This window comes from Rhizobium sp. P1_C7, assembly GCF_056406295.1.
Window position 1 is genome coordinate 34534 of the sequence record NZ_JBFUAL010000028.1, and the last position, 21524, is coordinate 56057.

A 21524-nucleotide genomic window follows, 5' to 3' on the forward strand; every position below is an offset into this window, starting at 1 on the left:
GGAACGAACATGAAAATCACCGATCTCCGCTGCGCCGTTATCGGCAAACATCCGATTGTCCGCATCGTTACCGATGAGGGCCTTCATGGCTTAGGTGAAGTCGAATTCACCAAATCCTACCTCAAGCCCTGGGTGTTGCATTTCCGCGAGGCGCTGATTGGCGAGGATCCGACCGACGTCGAAAGAGTGATGTTAAAAATCCGCCAACGCGGCTCCTTCAAGCCTTACGGTGCAGCAGTGAGCGCCATCGAGCATGCGCTGTGGGATATCGCCGGGAAGGCCGCCGGCGTGCCCGTCTATAAACTGCTCGGCGGCAAGGTGCGCGACAAGGTGCGCGTCTACAACGGCTCTATTCGTCAAAAACGCACTGGCGACCGGCCGGAGGATTACGCCGCTGACGTCAAATGGATGATGGAGCAGCCGCAGAACTTCTTCATGGTCAAGCAGGGAATCTCGTTCCACTCCAATATGAAGGACACGATCGAGGATTTTCACTATGGCGTGACGCAAAAGAAGGCTGGTTATCACGGTGCAATGGATCAAGGCGTGATCAGCGAGCGCGGTTTCAATCACATGCTCGACTGCGTGATCGCCATGAAGGAAGTGCTGGGCGACAAAGTCAGCCTGGCGCTTGACTGCGGCCCGGGCTGGATGTTGCCCGATGCCATCAAGTTCGCTCGCGCGGTCGAGAAGTACAATTTGATGTGGCTCGAGGACATGCTGACCGGCGACTATGTACCGTGGGTCAATCCGCAGGCCTATCGCGAACTGACGACCTCCACATCGACGCCGATCCACACCGGTGAGCAGATATACCTGCGGCACAATTTCAAGGAGCTGATCGAGACGCAGGCGGTGCGTGTCATTGGCCCTGACCCAGCCGATATTGGCGGCATTGCCGAGCTCAAATGGGTGGCCGAGCATGCCTATATGCACTCGATCCTGATGGCACCGCACGGCACAGCTAACGGGCTGCTGGGGCTCGGTGCCTTGATCAATGTCTGTGCAACATTGCCTGCTAATTATGTTGCGTTCGAATATCCCAGCGCCTCCGATCCCTGGTGGGAAGATTTGGTCATCGGCTTACCCTCGCAGATCGTGAAGGACAGTATGGTAGACCTGCTGGAAGCACCCGGGCTCGGCCTCGACATCGACGCCGACGGAGCAAGGAAATATCTCGCAGAAGAGGACAAGGGCTTCTTCGACTGAACTCCCGCGAGATGTAAATACGGCGTTGGATTGGAGCCGTCGCCGCATTTTTTTGACGAGTATCGCTGGTTAAAGTGCTAACGGATGGTGATGTATTCGAGCGCGCGAGGTCTGATACCTGAGTTGTGCCGAGGAGCAGGCCGGGGCGCACAGGAAAGCGATAGTGGTATAAATTTTCGCGATCCGCAGGCTCGTTAATAGGCTTTCGGGAGTGCCTTTTTGGCCTTTCATAGGACGCGAGGCTCCGCTCGATTATCGAGGAGGAAGATATGATAAAAAGGAAGCTTGGCCGAGACGGCCCGGTAGTCTCAGCTATCGGGTTAGGCTGTATGGGTCTAAACCACCACCGCGGACCGGCGATGCCCAGGGAAGACGCTGTCGCTCTTCTGCGAGCGGCCTTCGACCGCGGTATTACGTTGTTCGATACCGCCGAGATATATGGCCCGCTCACCAATGAGGAGATTGTCGGAGAGGCTCTCGCGCCAGTCCGAGATCATGTTGTGATTGCTACGAAGTTCGGCTTTAAGGACGGAATCCCGAATAATGGCCTCGACAGCCGACCGCAGAGCATTCGTCGAACGGTCGACGCGGCGTTGCTTAGATTGAAGACAGACCGAATAGACATCCTCTATCAGCACCGCGTCGATCCTGAAGTCCCAATGGCGGATGTCGGCGGAGCTGTCAAAGACCTGATTGCTGCCGGAAAGGTCTTGCATTTCGGCCTATCGGAAGCCGACGACCAATCCATCCGGCACGCTCACGCGGTACAGCCTGTGGCAGCACTGCAGAGCGAATATTCTCTCTGGTGGCGGCAACCTGAGGAAACCGTTCTTTCGACCGTAGAGGAACTAGGCATCGGTTTCGTATCGTACAGCCCGCTTGGACGTGGCTTTCTCTCAGGGACGATGGGAAAAAACACGACCTTCGAAGGCGAGAACGATCAGCGCAAGACGAATCCCTATCTTTCAGCAAAAAATCGCGCGGTGCGCTTGTCCTGAGATTTCGCCTGGAATACAGCTAATCGAGGCAGCGCTGTACAGTGCAACTCCGCACGCATTACCCGGGCCCTCCGGAAGGACCTCACCGAATTTCACTCCGCCATCTGGCACGTGGTCCAAACGCCATGACAAATACTCCGAACCACTAATAAGCTCGCAATGCTCGTAAGTAATTCGCCCCAACAAAAAAGCATTTTCAATTGCTATGGAATTTTCCTAGAATCAATTCATGCGACGGTGTCATCAATCTGTTCAACTTCACGCGTCCCAAAAAAGCCCAATGGTCGTTGAATTGCCGCCTGCTGAGATGTGCGCGCCGTTCGGTTGTTATATTCAGCGCCTCGCAGCATCGAAAACCTTGCGGGTTATTGCCATTTTTGGTTCAAAATGCGCGACATGAGCTTGCGAACTAAGCAGGGATGTTTTGCACTCACCAGGATGGCCTTAACGCGGGGGGGTGGTTCGGTTTTGCGTAGCAATTTCCGGCTCACGGGGAGCGCCGTCGCCAATGCGCGTGTCAAAGTATCTGGTCAGGCTCTCACACAGTTGCTTCGTGGACTTCCCACGAATTCTGTTTGTTGCTCATCCGCCTAGCGGGTACACCTACGCGTCTGACTTAGAGCCGAAAGGTATGAGATGAGCAGCAAGATGACCCAGCCCCAATGGACCGCGGAGGAACTCCGAAACGCGATAAAGTCGGCCGGAGTGGCTCTATGGATGTGGATCATCGACGACGACGCCTTCATGATGGATGCAAAGGCCTACAAGCTGTGGGAGGTCGTCGACGACGGGGACCTGACCTTCGAGGATCTTTCGGAAAAGATTCATCCGGCCGACCGCGAGAGGGTTCGCACGGCGTTTGCCGCGACACGGGCCGTCGACGGTCCGTTTGAGATCGATTTCCGCATCATCACCGACAATGAAACCGTTCGTTGGATCTCGGCCCGCGGTCAGGGGAATTTCGGAGACGTAAACACCAAGAAGATGTCCGGCATCTTCCTCGACGTGACTGGCCGCAAACAAGCGGAGGAGGGGCACGAACTCCTGGCCGGGGAAATGAGTCACCGCGTCAAGAACCTTCTGGCGCTTGCGTCAGGTCTGACGGCCATCACGGCACGAGGGACCGAAACTAAGGAAGACATGGCCCGGCAGTTGACCCAGCGTCTGACCGCTCTCGGCCGGGCTCACGACCTCGTCCGTCCGTTGCCGGACAGTCAGGGAAATGCTGCCCTGCTTGGCGATCTGTTCGCAGTACTTCTCGCGCCCTATGACGACGATGACGCCTTCTCCGGGCGGATACGCGTCGCGGTCCCCCGCATGGGGCTTGGGGAGAAGTCGGCGACCAGTCTCGCCCTCGTCATCCATGAACTCGCGACGAATTCGCTGAAATACGGAGCGCTGTCGGTCGAGGAAGGATTGCTCGACGTTTCCGGCGAGATCGAGGACGACGTCGTCGAAATCGTCTGGACGGAACATGGGGGCCCCGTCGCCGAAGCGCCGCAGTTTTCGGAAGGCTTCGGAAGCAAGCTTGTTCAACGTACCGTTGGCGGCCAGCTTGGCGGCTCGATATCATACGAGTGGGCGGATGCAGGCCTGGTTGTGAGGCTGCGAATGAAGGAAGACCGGCTGTCGTCGTGATTGGTCGGCGGGGGCGTCCTCCTTCAGGGAGCCTACAATGCCGGCCTGTGGAGCAGCGTCATCTTGCTTGTTCCGTTGTCTCTCCGGGTCATTTACGCGTGCGCAATTGGCGGACCGTATAGCGGCAAGGTCGTCGGCGCGGCGTACGCCGCCGGAATCATCACGCACGTCTTCCTTTTCATCGGCTACGGGTTTTTCAAATCCGGGGTAATCGGCGGGCCCACGGCGGCAGCCATCTCGTAATCCTCACTGCTGTAACTGTCGGCGGCATCTATGAAATCCGTGGAGTTCACCAACCCAGTCGCATCCCACTCGAAGAACAACGCGTGCGCGTCTGGTTGCTCGGGAAGCGAGAACCTGAGCGACACGTAGCGCTTCTTGAAATCAGTGCGCTCGATCCGTCAATACCGACCCCGGGCGCAGGAGACAGTGATCCTTTGTCCGAAGTTCCTGACCCACGTGTACTTGATATCGTCTATCTCAGGATCCGCAGGCTTCCCGACGAGCTGCGACCGCCGATTCTCCTCCATACGTGGCCGCTTCAATGGCTCGCCCGCGCGGCGTAGCCGGGCTGGGAACGTGGTGCCATCATGGGAAGCTCAAGTCCAAACCAAGCATGCTGCTAAGGACGAAGGCAATTGTCCCCACGACTAGGAGCGCTAGGATGAAGAATGCGACCATCATGCCGCCCGTTCGCAGCAAAGCTCGCGTCTCACTTTTTTCACCTTGATCATAATGCCACTTGACAGCGTAGAACATGGCCACGGCCAGTGCGAGGGCCTTGAACGTGCCGAAGGCTATAGGTATCCATTCCATGACAATGCTCTCATGTACATCAGCTACGCGCGTTACGTCTCATTCTGAGCAGGCAATACCCGTTCATACGCAACGCTGATTTGTATCGTCAGGCGGCAGCTTGCTGGTTTACGCCGCTCGAGTTCGCCGGAGGTTCGATCCGTTTCGCTTCCGCCTCGAAGCAAGACCGGCTTCTTGCAAGCCAGCCTTTCAGCAGCCGAATGGGCAGAAGACAAGCCAGAAGCACGGGCGGGAGGGCGATGACGAGGTGCACCCAGATCGACGGCGAGTAAGCAACCTGAATCCGGCACACCAGCGCAACACCGACTAGCCCGATGAAGCAAATCACATAGAACCCCAAGCGATCCCTTAGCTCGGCGGAAGGCTGTACGGGGTTACGCAACGCGGTCTTTCTCGGCGACAGCGGTCGCGATTCGTTAGTCACTATTTGAATTCCCGAGGATTGATAGGATGTGCTTGTACATATACTATCCCATCACAAATCCATATATTTCAAATTGTCGCAGGGCTTGATGGATGCCGTTGCTTGTTGACTGGTGGCAGGCCCGGTGCGCGCACTGGAGCGACCTTAACGCTCCGCAGCGGAAGATGTCGCGCGCCAGGCGGCAACGAACGATCTTGCGGTCTCGCGAACTTCAAACGCCGTGCGGCCCGGACGATAAAGGTTCCCGCCGATGCCGAAACCGGTTGCACCCGCTTCCCTCCATGCCGCCATAGATCCTTTAGTCACGCCCCGCGTGGGCAGCAGCGGAATGTCCTTCGCGAACACGGCGCGCCATGCCTTGAGCACCGACGGTGATATAGCCTCTGCCGGAAAGACCTTGAGCGCATTCGCGCCAGCACCGAGTGCCGCAACCCTTCGGTAGGGGTTGCCACTCCCGGAATACAGGACAGCCATTGCTCACGAGCTGCCCGGATGACGCCGACGTCGGCATGCGGCATCACGATCATCGTAAGACGGCATCAGGCCGCCTCCTTGCCGTGTAGGTCTGCGAGCGATGTCTCCAGCGCGACGTACTGGCTCTGGTTACCTGAGATGTTGCGCGTGCCACCGGTGCCCGCGCCGGAACGGTCGATCGAGCTGTGCATCGCCGCCAGGACCTCGGGATGCTGACCCATTCCGAGATAGTCGTTGCTGCACCAGACCGTCACCCGCCTTGCTCCCTCAGGCCCATGCCAGAGAGCTTCCGGAAACTCGCCGGCGAGGCGCTCGATCTCTATGAAGGTGCGGTATCGGCCGTCGAGCTTCATGTCCGCGAGTACTTTCTTGAACTTGTGAAGATGATCCACTCGCCCTTCTCTCCTTGACAACAAGGCCTTAGTCGTATCCATATAATGTCCATATATTTTCGGATTGATAGGATTACAACGGAACTTCAATGGCTGCGACATCATGGACACCAAAGCTCGGTTCCAGAGACGGACCGATCTACCTCGCGGTTGCTGACGCGCTCGCGGCCGACATCGCCAGCGGACAGCTTGCCGAGGGTGCGCGCCTCCCGACGCAGCGCAGGCTTGCGGCAGACCTCGACGTTGACTTCACGACAGTCAGCCGCGCCTACGCAGAGGCTCAAAGACGCGGGTTGATCGAAGGCCGTGTTGGCCAAGGCACCTATGTGAAGGCGCGGCGAAGCGTGCCAACACGCCCGCAGCCTTCAGGTCTCGTCGACATGAGCATGAACCTGCCGCCGCGTTTCCAGAACGGCTCTCTCGCCCGCAGGATGTGGGAGACGGTCAGGGAGCTCGAGGATCAAGGTCTTGACCTCCTGATGCGCTACCAGGAGCCGGGAGGAATCATGGAGGACCGGGTGACCGCGACGACATGGCTCTCGCGGAGGCTTCCTGATGTGATGCCGGACCGCGTCCTTGTCGCGGCGGGTGCTCAAGGGGCGCTCCATGCCGTGCTGAGCGTTCTGACTGATCCGGGCGACACGGTCTGCGCGGAGCAACTGACCTATCCCGGTTTCAGGGCCGTCGCCTCTCACCTGAGGCTGAAGCTCTTGCCGTTGGAGATGGACAGGCATGGCTTGCTCCCGAAGGCGTTCGAGCAAGTCTGCCAGAACGCGAAGCCGAAGGCGCTGTACTGCATGCCGACGCTCCATAACCCCACAACGCGCACCATGCCGCTCGCCCGACGTCGCGAGCTGATCGAACTGGCCCGAGCGCATGATGTTCCTGTGATAGAGGACGATGCGTATGGCGCCCTGGCTCCTGTTGCGCCAACACCGCTCGCCGCTCTCGCGCCTGACATCGTCTACCACGTGGCGAGCCTGTCGAAGTGCCTGTCTCCAGCCCTGCGCGTCGCTTACGTCGCCGTACCGGAAGGACGATCCCTCAGGGTCGCCAACGCCATCCGCGCTTCGGCTTCCATCGTCTCGCCGCTCACCAGCGCGATTGCCTCGCGGTGGATCGAGACCGGGTTGGCGGACGCCGTGAGAGATGAGATCGCCCGGGAGAGTGCCACGAGGCTGCAGGTCTTGAACGCGATGCTGCCGAAGGACGCTGAAACATCTCCTGGAGGGTTCCACGTCTGGCTGCACGTTGCGGAGCCATGGACGCGTGGCGAACTCGTGTCGAGACTTCGTTCGGTCGGCGTCGGCGTCGTCGCCAGTGACGCCTTCGCGGTCTCAAGCCCTCCGGAGGCGATCAGGATCGGGCTCGGTGCTCCTGCCTCAGCCGAAGAACTGAGGCGTAGCTTGGCAGTAGTCGCTGACCTCCTGTCACAGCAACCAGCGATCACGACAATGGTCATTTAACTGTTTTCCAGGATATCGACGCATACATCCATGAAGCAGATCCGGATCTGCTTTCTCGTCGATTTCCTCGAAGTAATTCTCCTCCGGCCGAACCTCTTCGCCGAAACGCAGCGTCCAGAGCACGATGCCTTCGCCGCGCGGTTCCAGGACGACCGCCCGCTCTCGGCCGCCCATCACGAGCTTCGACACGCTGAAAACCTTGTCGGCTTTCATGGCATCCCTGATCACCGCAAATGCCTCGTTGCCGACGGCGTCGTCCGGCATCAAGTAGTGCGGCTTCTCAAGGTAAATCCACTCGATGCTGTCGGCCGGGACGAACTTGTCGATGTTGATCGTCTTCACCGTGTCGAGCGCACTCGCGTGAACGCGCCGTCGTCGGACTTGGTCCGCTAACAACAACAAGCGATCTCGTCGATCCCCGCCCTGCCATGCAGTCAAGCACAACAGTTCTGTGTGGTCGACGGCGCGCAGCGTGCCCTTCTTTGCCTTCTCTTCGCCAGCATCTTTCTCGCATGCGCGTATCAGAGACCCGACGATGCTATATTCCTCGGCGATTTTCGACGAGACCACTGTGACTCTTGAGGCTGCACAGCAAAACCGATTGAATCGGATCCGGGAAAAGCTCGCGCTTAAAGGCGGCGAACGTATTTTGGAGATCGGTTGTGGATGGGGCGGGCTTGCACTCGATCTTGCTACCAGCTCGGACGCCAACGTCGTCGGCATCACGCTGTCGCCTTCCCAACTCCTCTGGGCGAAAAAGGCGGTCGCCGCCGAAGGCAAGACTACTCAAGTCGATCTGCGACTGCAGGACTATCGAGCGACTGACGGCGAGTTCGATCGGATCGTGTCGCTTGAGATGTTCGAGGCGGTCGGCGAGGCCTATTGGCCGAGCTATTTCGACATGATCAAGCGCTGCATGATAACCGGCGGACGAACCGTAATGCAGATCATTTCGATCGACCAAGAGCGGTTCGAGGCCTATCGCGGCAGCATCGACTTCATCCAGAAATATGTGTTTCCAGGCGGCTTTTTGCCATCAAATAAAGCGCTTAGAGCTGAGATAGCCGCAGCTGGCCTGAAGCTGACCGAGATCGAGCACTTCGGCAAATCCTACGCCCGAACTCTGCGCGAATGGAGGGTACGCTTCCACTCGCGTTGGCCATCCATCGCTGACCAAGGCTTCGACGATCGGTTTAAAAGGCTCTGGAACTATTACCTTAGTTATTGCGAGGCCGGCTTTGAGGAAGGAAGCATTGATGTAGGCCTTTACACCATCGAACATGCTTGAACAGCACCGTAAGGAGAAACGGAATGAACCCTATGATGCCGATGGTCGCGGTTTTAGCGATTGGTTCTGCGAGCGTGGCCGGGGTCTACTGACATCAAGGGTCAGTGGGCACGTGGCGACGGAAACGCAAAGGTGAAGATCGCGCCTTGCGGTTCGGATGTCTGCGCTGTCAACACCTGGATCAAGCCGGGAACGCCGAAGGAGAAAGAAGGCGACAAGCTTGTGATGTCGATAAAACCCGACGCTGATGGTCGCTACTCAGGCACGGCATTCGATCCACAACGCGACATGAGCTACAGGCTGACGGTAATCGTCGACGGCAATAAGATGACCACGAAAGGTTGTGTGGTCGCTGGTTTGCTCTGCAAAGCTATCGACTGGACACGCATCGACTGAGGGGCAGGACCTCAAAGGAGAAAGATGTGAAAACCTACATTGTCGCATATCTTGCAACGTTGATCGTTTTCGTTGCGATTGATTTTGCCTGGCTTGGCAGCATGGCTGATCGCCTTTATCGCCCGGCTTTGGGCGAGATGCTGGCCCCTGAATTCAGACTAGCTCCGGCCATCGCCTTTTACCTCATCTACGCGGCCGGACTGACGCTTTTGGCTGTCAGGGCAGGCTTGATGTCTGGCTCTATGGTCGCGGCGGCTCTTTACGGCGCCGCCGTTGGCTTCACAGCGTACGCAACCTACGACTTAACAAACCAGTCGACGCTTAAAAATTGGTCAACGATGCTAACGATGGCCGATTTGCTTTGGGGACCGCTTTGTCGGCTTTTTCGGCCGGCGCAGCTTTTTGGATTACGCAGCGCGTTTCGGGAGCTGTGGAAAAGGTGGACGTTCAGTAGGGGATACGGTGACCCCGACCGCGTCGTTCTTCTTGGCGAGGTCGGGCTTTTGCTCCGCGACACGAAGACGCAAGGTTTTCCTTTCTAGCGTGCGAGGCAGGGCTGCTTTACGAGCTGATCGCGGGGCTGTTGGTTGCGTTGTCGATCGCGTCTCGCTGTTTGACCAACTGCTCATAGAGTGCCTGCTGCTCTTCGAGGCGCTCCTGGATTAAGTCGTCATCCGCCGCGCCGCTGACTCCTGCAGCCTGCTCGATGAGGGTCCTGATGTTTTCGCTTACTTCCGCAATTCTGGCCTCAAGGTCGTCTCGTGCTACGGATTCAGCCATGGATTTGTCCTTTCGATAACAATCAACTGTAGAAACAGGGGTACGTGCTAAGCGGCCTGGCCTGCTGATTTCTACACCGGGCCCCTTGCCAGTTGGCGCGTCCTCTTTGAAAGCCGCGCTATGAGGCGGGCGGTTAAACGAGGTCGAAGCGATCTGCGTACATTACCTTCATCCAAACCGCGATGAAATCCCCCACGAACTTTTCCTGAGCATCGGCCCGCCCGTACACCTTGGCGCGCCTCGGAAGGTCGATGTTTTGCCAGGGACTCCCGGAGTCCAGGAAAGCTACGAAGCAGAGCGAACCCGCGATTTATCGTCGGCGAATTCGATACGCTGTGGTTTGATAAGCCCTTACATCTCCTAACAGGCGGCATCCCGGCTTTCGATAGCCTGCCTCCGAGACGCACCGTTCGAAAGGTGCCTGACAGCGATTAGTGCAGTAGATTGCCCACCCCGAACCTCCTCGCGATCAATTCTCCGGTAAAAGCCCGGGCAGGAACCGCATCGCCAATCCGACCGGAAAAGCCAGCCTGAGGGGCGTACGGGATGTTTTCGACTGGACGACCCCAGACTTGATCAGGGCTGCAGTTAATCGCCGTGCGGACCTTTCGCTTGCTCCCATCAGGACAGCAACGGGAATTGAGAGCTATCTGCCATTGAAATTCTCCGCGGTAAGGTATCCGACTTCATTCATCTCCAGACCGAAATTTGTCGGGCCTCCGTCGCAGAGAACTACGGGATGCGCCGATAGGTCTCCAAAGATTTGCCGGAGCTGAGCACTTGCAACGAAGAAATTGCCATACAGAAAGCGTTTCCCGTCCCGCACGATTCCGACATACTGGCCGTACCAATCCGAAATCGGGCGTCTGTCGCCTGCCTGGAAGCGAGAGACGATTTGTGGAAGAACACTCTCCATCTTAGCCACATCGCCGGCTGTAGGCGGCCATGTAGCTTCACCCATAGCTGGCGCGGCGCGGGAGCATTGAGCTAACAATTTTGATGCAGCGGAGCCAGGCATGATACTGTAGCGTGGCTCGTCGCCGGCCGCGTAGCTGCTGCCAAAGGCCAAAATATATAACGTCCACAGTATCCGGAATGTCTTCATCTATCGCCATCCGCTCGTTGCCTGGCTCTATGCAAGCATGGAGAACCTTTTTGGCTTTTCCACGTCCGCAATGGGCGGTCACGGGGGCTTTTGATACATAGTTTCTCAACTTTATGGAGTGATATTCCAATTATAATTCAGCTAGTTCACTCCGGTTTGGTGAAGGCTGCTACCGAATGCCGCAGTTTCCGATACTGACAAAGCGTAAGCTGATGCAGAACTACGATCGCATCGTTACGAAGAGGCGAGGCTCGCTCACGAGCGTGAGCGTCTGAATCAAATGAATGCAACTGCGAAAGAGAGCCGGAAAGGCATCTGAATGGCATCTGCCACCGCTGACAAATCGAGTTGGTCGCACAACGAGCTGCACCGGGCTATCTTGGCAGCTGGCGTAGCTTTGTGGTCATGGAACGTCGATACCGATGATCTCATCATGGACGAGCAGGGCTACGGGCTGTGGAATGTCGATCGAAGTGAACCTCTGACATTCGAGCGTCTCTCTGAAAAAATACACCCTGCCGACAGGGACCGTGTGAGAGCCGCGTTCACGGCGACCAGGGCGCTTGTTGGCCGTTACGAGATCGATTTCCGGATTCTCGTCGGTCCTGACGTTAGGTGGGTATCGGCACGGGGGCAGGGCGACGACGAGGGCATCAAGAACCGCAAGGTTATGGGCATTTTCCTCGACGTAACCGGGCGGAAGCAGGCCGAGGAAAGCCATGAACTGCTTGCCGGCGAAATGAGCCATCGGGTCAAGAACCTGCTGGCAATAGCAGCGGGGCTTACCACAATCACGTCGCGGTCCTCGACGTCCATCGAGGACATGACCAAGCAGCTTACCAACCGCTTGACCGCACTTGGCCGCGCCCACGACCTCGTTCGACCGCTGCCGAGCGGGCAGGGTGCCGCGGCACTTCTCGGCGACATCTTTACCGTACTCCTTTCTCCTTATGACGACGAAGGCGCGTTCGCCGGCCGTATCAGGGTCGCGGTGCCGCGCCTGGGTGTCGGCGAAAACGCTGCGACAGGCCTTGCGCTGGTCATCCACGAGTTGGCGACCAACGCCTTGAAGTACGGAGCCTTGTCGACGCCGGAAGGCACACTCGATATCTCCGGCACAATGTCCGGAGACGACGTCGAAATCAGATGGACGGAAAGAGGTGGTCCCGTGGTCTCGACGCCTGGTGGGCCGGGAGGTTACGGCAGCAAGCTCCTTCAGAGGACACTCTCAGGTCAGTTGGGCGGAACCCTGCATCACGACTGGTCGCCCGAAGGGCTGCTGGCGACGATGCGGGTCAGCGGTGATCGTCTTTCCAGTTAGCCGCCCTCTATGTCAGGGACCCTCGAGACAAGTCGGTCCGGTCCTTGACGCATCTCTCCGAGGCTAAGCAATTTCGTAGAGAAAGTCGCAGACGAGGTCGGCTATGACGCTCGCCTGGGCGTCACTCATATAGGCGGCCGTTTCGGCTACGATAGCCTCGACGTCACCCCGGTCGACCGCGATCAGATCAAGTATCCGCGCGAATTTGATGGTCAGTTCAGCATCGCCTGCAAACTCATCGATCATAACGGCCAGTAGGCTTTCGGTCGCGTCGATCAATCTCGTTTGAATGCTTTCAGGCGATGTCGATAGTGCTCTTACTGCTTCGAACAAGTGCGTCCGCGCTTCCGGATATTTGGCGTCCATTTGGTTTTCCTTCCAAGGCGCTGCTGCCAGGCAGGTGGCGGTCTATACCGCCCGGCCGTGCTTGTCGAACGGCTTGAGAAATAACGACGGCGCGTGCTGTGCGGCCTCACCCTATCTACCGACGGTGAGACTGATCGTAACCCGCCAAGAGCGAGGCGTCGTCGCACATGACGAGCGCGCCCGCCGTCCGAAGTGCTTTGGAAAAAGCCGCTGGACCTCAGGGCGATCGTGTCGATGCCATTCTTTTTCGCAATTCCCCATCTCAAGATCACAAATCCTGCACGGAATTGTCACGGGTATCCATGGCAAGGTCGTGAAGCGCTTGAGTATCGGGATCGGATTCCGCTGAAAGGATGACACTCAGCAAGGTGGCTCGGGCAACCACTTTCTTGGTCGCACCAGGAAATTGTGCTTTCACCGCCTCGATGAGAGCTTTCGGCTTCATGCCTGGCACGGCCAGCCCCTTATGAGACCCATGCTCACCTTTTGCGTAGCCTACTTGGCCTCAAGCTCTGTGCGCCCCTGCAAGATCGCCTCTTCGATACGCGATGTCGACGACGCGGCACTGCAATCGATGCTGCCTCGACAAGATGGCTCTCAATCCAAACGACTCTGTTCAGCACGCGGCCGATCCAGAACCCATCCAAGCCCACCTCCTGGATCACCACCAACGGGTAAAGCTCTCCCTCGCGGGAGAATGCCCTTTGGCGTAGTTCGTCAAAGCAGGCGAACAAACCGGCGATATCACCGCCAGCGACCGTATGGCGGGACATCTTTGCGCTTCCCGGCGAAAGCGATGTGACCAGCCAGGTCGATTTACTCAATTCCAATGAAACATAAATTGCGCCAAGATCGACGCGGATAGCGGCAGGTACCTCAGGTTTATCGGCTGTCGTAAGCATGATCAGCCTCTAGAGAGATTTTTAGCGAACCCACTCTGCCAGGATGCAGGCCGCTATCCACTTCCCATAGGATCTTATTCCTCGCCAACGTCTCGGCGACGAACGATCGCTTGAATGCGATGCCGAAGTAGACGTGATCTCTCGTGTCATCCCAAGTCGGGTCGAGAACTTCGCCGGAGGCGTCGACAAGCCAGGCATGCTGGACCGGAATTGGAAGCCCGGGTTCGATTGCGTAACCCTCAGCGTAGAATACATCATCGCGTGAGATGGCATATGCGGTCTCGTTGTTAAAACATGCCCGTTTCGGACCCATTAGCAACCAGCCCGGCTTTTTCCGACACGGCAGGAACAGTCGGCCGTGCGAGGAGGGCGCAGTCGCATGGCCGAAGGTCGACTCTATCGACAGGAGGAAGTCGATATGTCCGAGCGTACGACCTTGCCGACCGCAGGAGCTCGCCCCATCGCTCCCTTTACACCGAAGTGGAAGCAATGCCAGCGATTTCAACCATTTAGTTGAAATGCTTGGCGTTGGATGAACGTCGACGCGCATTGAGCTCCAACCAACCGCGCATCATGGACGAAGCAAGGCAACCTCGCCAAAGATACGATGGAATGTGCGGGCGATCTTGCACGGATTTGATACAAAATTCGCGGACATGTAGGGCAATCGAAATCAATCCTCGATCAAGCCTTCACGGGCATGCTCCTTTGTGTGCTCCGCAGCAAAGGCCGACACCGCAGTCGGCCGGGGGGTGTTGTCACGCAGTTGCTCTGACATCGCTTCGGTTGTTGGATTTATTGACGACGATCGCCTTCTAGTTGAAGGATTGGTAGGAGGGATTCGATCAGGAAGCACGGCCCTTTGACATTAGACGACGGACGTGTCGAAGTCCTCCTTGCTCTACAGGTCCGAACGTAGCCTTTGCTTCGGAAAAGAATTCGAGTTTGCCGAATGCATCCCTGGCGGCGTTTGAGAGCGCAACCTGTGCCATTGCCGGCGTCGGAGACGATCAATTTGGCCGAGCCCCCAGTTTTTCCAATGCGGCATCGACGCTCTCTTGACGGCCCCCCGTCACGATCACCCGCGCACCCTCGGCGACGAACTCCGGGCAGTCTCCAGTCCTATGCCGCTTGTTCCGTTGGTGATCACTGCAGTCTCGTTCTCGAGCCTTGGCATCTCTGTTCTCCTGTCGGGAAATGCCCATGCAGCGATGGTAGTGGGAGAAAGGGACAATCTTGGGCACGGACGACACGGAGGCCGATCCACCGCACGCGATGAACCGATGGTGAAAGCATTCAGGTCCGCAATAGCCTAGCTCATCCACTTGCGATGCTCGGCGAAACGCTCCGCCAGCAGGTCGATGAACAGCCGGACCTTGGTCGGCAGATGACTTTTATTGGGATAGACGGCGTTGATCGCGAACTCTACGCCTCGGTATCGTGGGAGCAGGGGAACCAGGCGGCCTTCGGCCAGATCGTCGGACACCAGAAAGCTGGGTGCAAGGATTACTGCGCGGCCGTTGATCGCGAGGTAACGCAGGGTTTCGGCGCTGTTGGTCACCATTGACCCGCTGACCTTCACCCGGTCCCGCTCGCCGGCCCCGTTCTCAAACGTCCATTCGTCCCCGAAAGGATAGTAGGTGTAGCGTGTACAGTCGTGCCCAGGGAGATCAGCGATGGTCGAGGGTGCTTTGTGGGTCTCGAGATACGAAGGCGAGCAGACGAGGATGTGACGCCACGGCGTGAGCTTGCGGACAATCAGACTGTTGTCGGAGAAGGGGACCGTGCGGATGGCGAGGTCATAACCGTCTTCGACCATATCCACCATGCGTTCGCTGATGCCAAGGTCCAGCGTGACCGAAGGATAGAGTTGCATGAACTCGTCCATCACGGGAAGCAGGAATCTTACGATCGCTGCCGTCGAAGTCAGCTTGAGGACACCCCGTGGTGTCGTCGTCAGCGCACCGGCCGCCCGGTCGGCTTCATCGAGATCGGCGAGAATCTGGGCGGACCGGTCGTAGTAAAACTTTCCGGTCTCGGTGAGGCTCACCTTGCGGGTCGTGCGGTTAAGGAGCCGGACACCCAGTCTTTCTTCTAGCGACTGGACATGGGTGGCGACCATAGTGACCGACATGTTCAAGCGCCTTGCCGCCGCGGTGAACCCGCCGCTCTCGACTACTTTTCCGAAGACCGAAAGACTCGTGAGCCTGTCCATAGTCGCCTCCTAATTATCCGCTCTGAGCGTATGATGCTTACGGATATAAGCGGATTATCAATCGATTCACAGCGGGGCATCTTTAGTCCATCAGAACATCCGCGCGCTCCATGCGCAAAATCGTAGGAGATTTCGAAATGGTCGAACTGCCCCGCAAGGAAGTGTTCGAAACGTCTGCCGAAGCCGATCGCAAGATCAAGGACCTTCCATCTGCTCCCACTGAAACCCCTGCACCGGCCTCGCCTGCCGCCCCAGCCAAGCCCCGCAAATCTGGCATCAAAAACGGTGTCCTCGCTCTTGTGCTCCTTGCGGGTGCTGCCTACGGCGTGAACTTCGGCCATCACTACTGGACCGTAGGCCGATTTATCGAGTCCACCGACGACGCATACGTAAAAGCCGATTACACGACGATCGCCCCCAAGGTGGCTGGCTATATCAAGGAAGTGTTGGTCAACGACAACGACCCGGTCAAGGCCGGGCAGGTTCTTGCTCGCATTGATGACCGCGACTCCCAGGCCGCCCTCAACCAGGCACGTGCTGATGTAAAAGCTGCCGAAGCTGCCATTACCAACATCGACGCCCAGATCGAATTGCAGCAGTCCGTGATCGATCAATCCAAGGCCGCATTAAACGCCTCCAACGCCTCGCTCGTATTCGCGAAGTCGGAGGCCGCCAGAAACGCCCGGCTGATCGTCAGCGGTGCAGGTAGCCAATCGAAGGCGGAGCAGACACAATCCCTGATGGATCAGGCGTCTGCTGCCGTTGAGCGCGATCAGGCCGCACTCCTCGCCGCCAAAAACAAGGTGCCGGTGCTCAAGACCCAACGCGATCAGGCGGTCGCCCAACGCGACCGCTCTGCTGCGGTCGTAAGTCAGGCAGAATTGAATCTTTCGTACACAAACATCGTCGCCGCCGTAGACGGTACGGTCGGCGCGCGCTCCATCCGTGTTGGGCAGTACGTCACGTCGGGGACGCAGCTGATGGCCGTGGTGCCTCTGCACTCCGTCTACGTGGTTGCCAATTTCAAGGAAACGCAGCTCACCTACGTCAAGCCCGGCCAGAGCGTCGAGGTGAAGGTCGATAGCTTCCCCGATCTTGAAGTGAAGGGTCACGTCGACAGCATTTCACCCGCGAGCGGCCTTGAGTTCTCGTTGCTGCCTCCGGACAACGCGACAGGCAACTTCACAAAGATCGTGCAGCGCATCCCCGTCAAGATCGTGATCGACAACGACGAGATGGCTGGTCGTCTGCGGTCGGGCATGTCCGTCGAGCCCGAGATCGACACCAAGGAAGCACAGCAGTCGGCGACGAAGTGAGGATTATCCGCTCCTAGCGGACAGTCCTTCCGATCCTTTCCCGATTATCGCGTCATGAGAGATTCCGGTAGACCCGGAAGGAGATAAGTCATGGCTAATCTTCAGCTCGCAGTAAACAATGACAAGCCCCAGGCGACGACGGCTCCGTCAGCGCCTCCAAAGGTTCCCGCGAAGTCCGAGATGAGCGCACTACGCATGTGGTTTGCCGTCATCGGCTCAACGCTCGGGGCCTTCATGGCCGTCCTCAACATCCAGATCGTCAACGCCTCGCTCGCCGACATCCAGGGTGCGATCGGGGCCGGCAAGGACGATGGTGGTTGGATTTCCACGTCGTACCTCATTGCCGAGATCGTCGTTATTCCGCTTTCTGGATGGCTTGCCCGCGTCTTCTCAGTCCGGACCTATCTGCTCGTCAATGCGATCATGTTCCTTGTCTTCTCGGTGGCTTGCGCCTTTGCCGTGAACTTGCAGCAGATGATCGTGCTGCGCGCTATCCAAGGCTTCTCAGGCGGCGTCCTGATTCCGATGGCCTTCACCATCATCATCACGCTCCTTCCCAAGCCGAAGCAGCCGATCGGCCTGGCGCTCTTCGCTCTTTCGGCGACTTTCGCTCCGGCTATCGGTCCGACAATCGGCGGCTATCTCACGGAGAACTATGGCTGGGAGTTCATCTTTTACGTCAACCTTGTTCCGGGTTCCATCATGGTCGCCATGCTCTGGGCGTCACTTGACCGCTCACCGATGAACCTTGGTCTTCTTGCCAAGGGCGACTGGGCAGGGATCGTGACCATGGCAATCGGGCTTGCAGCGCTGCAGACGGTGCTCGAGGAGGGCAACAAGGAAGATTGGTTCGGTTCCGACTTCATCCTCCGGCTGTCAGTCACCGCCGCGGTGTCACTGACGCTCTTCCTGATCATCGAACTCAAGGCCGCCCATCCGCTGCTGAACCTGCGCCTGCTGTTCCGCCGCAACTTCGGCTTCGGCATCCTCGCGAACTTCCTGCTTGGGATTGCGCTCTACGGCTCGGCCTTCGTGCTCCCGATCTATCTTTCCCGCATCCAAGGCTACAACTCCGAGCAGATCGGCATGGTGCTCGCCTGGACTGGCATCCCGCAGCTTCTGCTGATCCCGCTGGTGCCGCGCCTGATGAAACGCTTCGACGTCCGCCTACTGATCATTGTCGGCTTCGCCCTCTTTGCCGCCTCGAACTTCATGAACGTTCACATGACGGGCGACTATGCGAGTGACCAGCTCTTCTGGCCGAACGTCGTACGTGCTGTTGGCCAGGCTTTGGTGTTCACTCCGCTATCGGCGATTGCCACCACGGGTATCGAACAGGAAAACGCGGGATCGGCTTCAGCGCTCTTCAACATGATGCGCAACCTCGGTGGTGCGGTCGGCATCGCATCGCTGCAGACCTTCATCTCGAAGCGCGAACAGTTTCACTCGAACGTCCTGACGAACTCGATAAGCGTGTTCGAGGAGGCAACCCGGCTCCGCATCGCCAGACTGACCAACTACTTCATGACCCACGGCGTCAGTGACCAGGCCGCCGCCACCCGCAAGGCACTTGTCGCCATCGCGGGCAGCGTCCGCAAGCAGGCCAACATCATGGCCTTCAGCGACACTTTCTTCCTGCTTGGCGTGGCGCTCGTAGTGGCCCTCCTTGCAACGCTTCTTCTTAAAAAGCCCGGCCACGTTTCCGGTGCGGGCGCTCACTGAGGAATTCGGCGATGACCTTGATGACAGAAGATCCGATCATCCGAAGGGAACGTGGGGCGCGTGGTCGAAGCGTTGATCCGTCCTCAATCCTATCGATCCTCGAATGGCTTTCAGGCGACGAATGCCACTCTATAGACGAGGCTGGCTTGGTCGCCGGGCTCGGCAAGAGGCTTCGCCAGATTGGGTTGCCGGTCGACAGGCTGACGCTCCACTTGATGACCCTCCATCCCGAAATCCTCGGCCGCACGCTTGCATGGGCACCTGGCGAACCGATTGAAGTGCACGACCGGGAACACGGGATGAAGATGGCCTACGCCACCAGCCCGCTTCGCAAAGTGATGGATTCCCGTGAGCCGATGATCGTGGACGCCGACGATGCGATGTGGCCATGGCAGCATATCGATGTGTTCGAGGGCAGGGGACTCGTTCAGCTCGTGATCGCGCCTTTGTGCAACATCGATGGTCCGGTTAGCGCAGGCGTGTTCGGGACCGAGCGTCCCTCGGGTTTCACGCTTTCGGAAATTCGTACCATCGAACGGATACTCCCGGCGCTTCGCAACACCTGCGAGATGCGGGTCATGCGACAGGCCGAACTGTCTCTCCTTGACGTCTACATCGGCCCAATGACGGCGCAGCGCATTCTGGCTGGCCGTATCCGGCAGGGGGACATCGAGACGATGGAGGCGGCGCTCCTGCTTTGCGACCTGCGCGGCTTCACCGAGTTGTCGAACCGCTTGCCCGACGGAAAGGTGCTTGAACTCCTGAACGCCTACTTCGACGTCGTGATTCCGGCCATCACCAGCCAGGGCGGCGAGGTCCTCAAGTTCATGGGCGACGCTGCGCTGGCATTTTTTCCAAGTTCCGATGCGGTCATGGCATGTGAACAGGCACTGGCAGCGACCGGCGAGATACTGGATGAACTCTCCAGTTTCGTTCTGGATGGTGTGCGTATCGACGCGGCAGTGGCCCTCCACCATGGCCGCGTGAGTTACGGCAACATCGGATCGGGCCGACGTCTCGATTTCACGGTCATTGGTTCGGACGTGAACCTTCTCAGCCGCATCCAGACGGCATGCGGTGCGCTCGGCAAGCCGGTCCTCATGTCCGACGCTTTTCGCCGCCACACTCGAAGCAAGAGTATCGTCACGACCAAATTCCACCATTTGAAGGGCTTCGAAGACCCGATCGAACTCTTCACGATCTCGACGCCAGACCAGAAAGCCAGCTGAGCAAGGCCGGCGTCGCTAACCTTGCGGCCGCGCGGTGCGTCGTCGCATCAACCACAAGCAAGGAAGAACACTATGCAACCTCGTTTCAACTTCGGAAAAGCCTCTCCCGCCTCATACAAGGCGGTCGCGGCGTTCATGAGTTCGTGCAGAAATGCGGCCTCGAGGCGCGCTTCATCCATCTGATCAAGCTGCGTGCGTCACAGATCAACGGCTGCGCCCAACTACAAAGTTCTTTCAATCCCCAGGGCCGGATCAGCCTTGACGGATCCAGGCGAACGGACCGTGGGACTTCATGGCTTCAACAGCGGGGAACAAGGTTGGTCCCCGTTCTCCTGAGCCGTTGCCCGCCGCAAGCGGGATTGTGGTGCAGCCGCCCAGAGCGGCGACCGTATGTGAGGTTGTAAAGGCTCGCAGGCCGAGCCGGTAAAGTATCGGGCTCAGACTTGGATTCGAGACGAGGAGAAGATGCTGCCTTGATAGCTGTTGACGCAGGTGAGGAAGATGCCACTGCCTCGCGCGATGGCATCGTCAATATTGCCCGGTCGCTGGCAAGGCCGGGTAGGTGAGGCACAGGTGGGCCGGTGGGATCCCGTTGACAAAAACTTCACTATATTTTTGCATGCTGGTGCGGTCGCGGGGATGAGACGCCGGGACATGCATTGAGGGGCTCGTCTGTGTATGGAGTGACGAGCCCTTTCGCTTCCCTTGAGAAGCAGGCGTTTACTTGTTCAGCGCATCCTTGAGCGCCTTTGCCGGCGTGAAGGCTAGCTTCTTTTGCGCGGCGACCTTAATCACCGCACCCGTTCCCGGATTGCGTGCCTCGCGCTCCGGTGTTTCCTTCGGCTTGAACTTGCCAAAGCCCGGGATCGAGCTTTCCGCGCCAGATGTCGCGGCTGATGTGATGGCTGCAAACACCGCTTCGACGATCGCCTTGCCCTGAGCCTTCGTCAGGCCGTGGTCGGTGGCGATCTTGTCGGCGATTTCGTTGGTCGTTGTCATCCGTTGAAACTCCTGTTGGCGAGGAATCCTTGGCTCGACTTTTGTGGCCTGTCACTTTGCCGCCCGGCTTGCGCGCGCGTTTCGGCAACCTTTTCCACAACTTCCATCCCTGTTCCGTCCTTTGTCCCATCCGGGCGGGCGATCTTTCATCAGCGTTCGCCCTTCGGATGGATCCGGCAGCGTGTGTCCTGCCGTTAAACACGCCGTCGTGTCACGGACCTCGCGTCCTGCCCCGGCTTTAGGTCCTGCCGGGCCCGCGCTGCCCCGCAACGGCTTTGCCGTCCTCCACTGCGTTGCGGCCCATTCGGGTGCAGGTCAGCGCTTGCAGCCCGGTGTTCGGACCGCCGTAGCAGGTCGCGATGGTCGCGACCTCAAGCCGGAGGTTCGAACATGAGCAGGCAACACACCAGCCAGCGATCCGATATCTACAGCCGCATCACCGACAAGATCATCGCCGAGCTCGAACAG

19 protein-coding genes and 5 pseudogenes are annotated in these 21524 nt (G+C 58.3%); 12 read left to right on the top strand and 12 right to left on the bottom strand.

Going from position 1 to position 21524, the window contains the following annotated elements; translation table 11 throughout:
• The first annotated feature begins 9 nt into the window (after positions 1 to 9).
• The 3 genes and pseudogenes from AC1D2R_RS28380 to AC1D2R_RS28390 all read left to right on the top strand — a co-directional run bounded on the left by AC1D2R_RS28380 (position 10) and on the right by AC1D2R_RS28390 (position 3845).
• Positions 10 to 1209 (top strand): mandelate racemase/muconate lactonizing enzyme family protein, encoded by a 1200-nt coding sequence (locus AC1D2R_RS28380; RefSeq protein WP_477972666.1) that lies wholly within the window; start codon positions 10 to 12, stop codon positions 1207 to 1209.
• Between the two features lie 269 nt (positions 1210 to 1478).
• A pseudogene (locus AC1D2R_RS28385) lies at positions 1479 to 2189 on the top strand (aldo/keto reductase); the annotation flags it as partial.
• A 666-nt stretch (positions 2190 to 2855) separates the two neighbouring features.
• Positions 2856 to 3845 carry a sensor histidine kinase gene (locus AC1D2R_RS28390; protein WP_477972668.1) on the top strand — a complete coding sequence of 330 codons (990 nt, stop codon included), beginning with the start codon at positions 2856 to 2858 and terminating at the stop codon, positions 3843 to 3845.
• A 588-nt stretch (positions 3846 to 4433) separates the two neighbouring features.
• On the opposite strand, the gene AC1D2R_RS28395 is transcribed toward AC1D2R_RS28390, so the two are convergent.
• From AC1D2R_RS28395 to AC1D2R_RS28410, 4 genes and pseudogenes are all read right to left on the bottom strand, one after another.
• Positions 4434 to 4661 (bottom strand): hypothetical protein, encoded by a 228-nt coding sequence (locus tag AC1D2R_RS28395; RefSeq protein ID WP_477972670.1) that lies wholly within the window; start codon positions 4659 to 4661, stop codon positions 4434 to 4436.
• An 88-nt stretch (positions 4662 to 4749) separates the two neighbouring features.
• Positions 4750 to 5085 (bottom strand): DUF983 domain-containing protein, encoded by a 336-nt coding sequence (locus AC1D2R_RS28400; RefSeq protein ID WP_477972671.1) that lies wholly within the window; start codon positions 5083 to 5085, stop codon positions 4750 to 4752.
• Between the two features lie 144 nt (positions 5086 to 5229).
• Positions 5230 to 5559, bottom strand: a complete 330-nt coding sequence (locus AC1D2R_RS28405) for a beta/alpha barrel domain-containing protein (RefSeq protein ID WP_477972673.1) — start codon at positions 5557 to 5559, stop codon at positions 5230 to 5232.
• A gap of 68 nt (positions 5560 to 5627) precedes the next feature.
• Positions 5628 to 5912 (bottom strand): annotated as a pseudogene (locus AC1D2R_RS28410) (aminotransferase class I/II-fold pyridoxal phosphate-dependent enzyme); the annotation flags it as partial.
• A 128-nt stretch (positions 5913 to 6040) separates the two neighbouring features.
• Here AC1D2R_RS28410 and AC1D2R_RS28415 point away from each other — a divergent pair.
• The gene (locus tag AC1D2R_RS28415) at positions 6041 to 7417 is read left to right on the top strand and encodes an aminotransferase-like domain-containing protein (protein WP_477972675.1); all 1377 of its coding nucleotides are present in this window, start codon (positions 6041 to 6043) and stop codon (positions 7415 to 7417) included.
• On the opposite strand, the gene AC1D2R_RS28420 is transcribed toward AC1D2R_RS28415, so the two are convergent.
• Positions 7382 to 7987, bottom strand: coding sequence for a Ku protein (locus AC1D2R_RS28420; protein WP_477972677.1), 606 nt, complete (start codon positions 7985 to 7987; stop codon positions 7382 to 7384). The two genes, AC1D2R_RS28415 and AC1D2R_RS28420, sit on opposite strands and share 36 nt — an antisense overlap.
• Here AC1D2R_RS28420 and AC1D2R_RS28425 point away from each other — a divergent pair.
• From AC1D2R_RS28425 to AC1D2R_RS28435, 3 genes and pseudogenes are all read left to right on the top strand, one after another.
• Positions 7953 to 8705, top strand: coding sequence for a class I SAM-dependent methyltransferase (locus AC1D2R_RS28425; RefSeq protein WP_477972679.1), 753 nt, complete (start codon positions 7953 to 7955; stop codon positions 8703 to 8705). The two genes, AC1D2R_RS28420 and AC1D2R_RS28425, sit on opposite strands and share 35 nt — an antisense overlap.
• A gap of 60 nt (positions 8706 to 8765) precedes the next feature.
• Positions 8766 to 9101, top strand: a complete 336-nt coding sequence (locus AC1D2R_RS28430) for a DUF2147 domain-containing protein (RefSeq protein WP_477972681.1) — start codon at positions 8766 to 8768, stop codon at positions 9099 to 9101.
• A 26-nt stretch (positions 9102 to 9127) separates the two neighbouring features.
• Positions 9128 to 9555: pseudogene (locus AC1D2R_RS28435) on the top strand (DUF2177 family protein).
• A gap of 107 nt (positions 9556 to 9662) precedes the next feature.
• Here the strand turns inward: AC1D2R_RS28435 and AC1D2R_RS28440 are convergent.
• Positions 9663 to 9881, bottom strand: coding sequence for a hypothetical protein (locus AC1D2R_RS28440; protein ID WP_477972683.1), 219 nt, complete (start codon positions 9879 to 9881; stop codon positions 9663 to 9665).
• 646 nt (positions 9882 to 10527) lie between these two features.
• On the bottom strand, positions 10528 to 10986 hold the full coding sequence (locus tag AC1D2R_RS28445; RefSeq protein WP_477972685.1) for a hypothetical protein: 459 nt from the start codon (positions 10984 to 10986) through the stop codon (positions 10528 to 10530).
• A gap of 319 nt (positions 10987 to 11305) precedes the next feature.
• Here AC1D2R_RS28445 and AC1D2R_RS28450 point away from each other — a divergent pair, with 319 nt between their 5' ends.
• Complete coding sequence (locus tag AC1D2R_RS28450; protein WP_477972687.1) at positions 11306 to 12307, top strand: sensor histidine kinase; 1002 nt, start codon at positions 11306 to 11308, stop codon at positions 12305 to 12307.
• A gap of 63 nt (positions 12308 to 12370) precedes the next feature.
• Here AC1D2R_RS28450 and AC1D2R_RS28455 read toward each other — a convergent pair whose 3' ends face one another.
• The 4 genes and pseudogenes from AC1D2R_RS28455 to AC1D2R_RS28470 all read right to left on the bottom strand — a co-directional run bounded on the left by AC1D2R_RS28455 (position 12371) and on the right by AC1D2R_RS28470 (position 15790).
• Positions 12371 to 12673, bottom strand: a complete 303-nt coding sequence (locus AC1D2R_RS28455; protein ID WP_477972689.1) for a hypothetical protein — start codon at positions 12671 to 12673, stop codon at positions 12371 to 12373.
• 268 nt (positions 12674 to 12941) lie between these two features.
• On the bottom strand, positions 12942 to 13127 hold the full coding sequence (locus AC1D2R_RS28460) for a hypothetical protein (RefSeq protein WP_477972691.1): 186 nt from the start codon (positions 13125 to 13127) through the stop codon (positions 12942 to 12944).
• 91 nt (positions 13128 to 13218) lie between these two features.
• A pseudogene (locus tag AC1D2R_RS28465) lies at positions 13219 to 13575 on the bottom strand (IS110 family transposase); the annotation flags it as partial.
• Between the two features lie 1312 nt (positions 13576 to 14887).
• Positions 14888 to 15790, bottom strand: a complete 903-nt coding sequence (locus AC1D2R_RS28470; protein ID WP_477972693.1) for a LysR family transcriptional regulator — start codon at positions 15788 to 15790, stop codon at positions 14888 to 14890.
• A 137-nt stretch (positions 15791 to 15927) separates the two neighbouring features.
• On the opposite strand from AC1D2R_RS28470, the gene AC1D2R_RS28475 reads away from it, so the two are divergent.
• The 4 genes and pseudogenes from AC1D2R_RS28475 to AC1D2R_RS28490 form a co-directional block, all read left to right on the top strand.
• On the top strand, positions 15928 to 17106 hold the full coding sequence (locus AC1D2R_RS28475) for an HlyD family secretion protein (RefSeq protein WP_477972694.1): 1179 nt from the start codon (positions 15928 to 15930) through the stop codon (positions 17104 to 17106).
• 90 nt (positions 17107 to 17196) lie between these two features.
• Positions 17197 to 18828: an MDR family MFS transporter gene (locus AC1D2R_RS28480; protein WP_477972695.1), complete on the top strand. Its 1632-nt coding sequence runs from the start codon at positions 17197 to 17199 to the stop codon at positions 18826 to 18828.
• 20 nt (positions 18829 to 18848) lie between these two features.
• A complete protein-coding gene (locus AC1D2R_RS28485) occupies positions 18849 to 20057 on the top strand; it encodes an adenylate/guanylate cyclase domain-containing protein (protein WP_477972698.1) in 1209 nt (402 codons plus the stop codon).
• A gap of 72 nt (positions 20058 to 20129) precedes the next feature.
• A pseudogene (locus AC1D2R_RS28490) lies at positions 20130 to 20275 on the top strand (carboxymuconolactone decarboxylase family protein); the annotation flags it as partial.
• 502 nt (positions 20276 to 20777) lie between these two features.
• On the opposite strand, the gene AC1D2R_RS28495 reads toward AC1D2R_RS28490, so the two are convergent.
• Positions 20778 to 21056, bottom strand: coding sequence for an HU family DNA-binding protein (locus tag AC1D2R_RS28495; RefSeq protein WP_477972697.1), 279 nt, complete (start codon positions 21054 to 21056; stop codon positions 20778 to 20780).
• Positions 21057 to 21524 lie beyond the last annotated feature (468 nt).